Origin of the sequence: Campylobacter sp. CNRCH_2016_3089 (assembly GCF_025772505.1) — a bacterium.
Taxonomy (GTDB): Bacteria; Campylobacterota; Campylobacteria; order Campylobacterales; family Campylobacteraceae; genus Campylobacter_D; species Campylobacter_D lari_D.
This window is the reverse complement of sequence record NZ_JAKMSF010000049.1, coordinates 1-946: the sequence shown is the minus strand read 5'-3', so window position 1 is coordinate 946 and position 946 is coordinate 1. Positions and strand designations below refer to the sequence as shown.

At 23.6% G+C, this 946-nt stretch carries 2 protein-coding genes; both read left to right on the top strand.

The annotated features are described in order from the left end of the window. On the top strand, positions 1-314 hold a 314-nt coding region (locus L8W69_RS09190; RefSeq protein ID WP_318529615.1), incomplete at its 5' end, for an AHH domain-containing protein. Then, positions 314-880 carry an imm11 family protein gene (locus L8W69_RS09185; RefSeq protein ID WP_263666993.1) on the top strand — a complete coding sequence of 189 codons (567 nt, stop codon included), beginning with the start codon at positions 314-316 and terminating at the stop codon, positions 878-880. The genes L8W69_RS09190 and L8W69_RS09185, both read left to right, overlap by 1 nt. The last annotated feature ends 66 nt before the right edge of the window (positions 881-946 follow it).

The following is a 946-nucleotide window of genomic DNA, read 5'->3' as shown; positions in this document are numbered from 1 at the left end:
ATGATAACAAACAATCACCAATTCAAACCCATCATATTGCTACTGATAAGAATAAAAAATATACTCCAAAATTTCAAGAGATACTTAATTTATATGATTTAAAACTAAATGGAGATTGGAACAAAGTTAAAATGCCACATCGCGGAAGACATCCTAATGAATACCATGAATATATTCTTGAAAAAATGAGTAAAATTGATAAAATAGCAAGAGGAGATAAGAATAAATTTTTAAAAGAATTTGAAAAACTAAAAGAAGAAATAAAAAATAATCCTGCTTTACTTAATAAAGAATACTATAAGGAGAGAAAATAATGAGATATTATAAAATGATGTATAATGGACAACATAATGATGTAGATAATTGGATAAATTGTATCAAACCAGATATAAAAAATAATGATAAATATACACTTTTAGAATCCAAGCCTATTATAAATTGGCAAACACCTAGTTTTGAAATAGACAAAGATGATGGTAAAATACTGACTGATTTAATATCTAATGTATATAATTGGCGTATAGTCTCTCCTAAATTTATAAATTTAATGCAAGATTTAATCAAAGATTGTGTGCAATATTTAGATGTAGAAATTAAAAGTCAGGAAATAAATTATTATGATTGTAAAATTATGCATGTAACAAAATCACTTGAGGCTTTAGATTATGAACATTCTGTATATACTTATATGGGTGATAATAATGAATATCTAAGTATTACTAAGGCTGTTTTAAAAAAATCAAAACTTGATGGAAGTCATATATTTAGAATTAAAGATGATGAAATACCTGTTTTTGTATCAAGTGAATTTAGAAAAATAGTGAGAGAAAACAATTTATTAGGTTTTAGTTTTAGTGAAGTTATGGTATATGAAAATTAATCATATGAAAATATTGCAATTATAAACTATATAATTTATTAGGTTTTATCAAACAAATACCATAAT

Excerpts from the sequence above, each read along its gene's own strand:
- L8W69_RS09185 (WP_263666993.1), top strand. The coding sequence starts at position 314 with ATGAGATATTATAAAATGATGTATAATGGACAACATAATGATGTAGAT.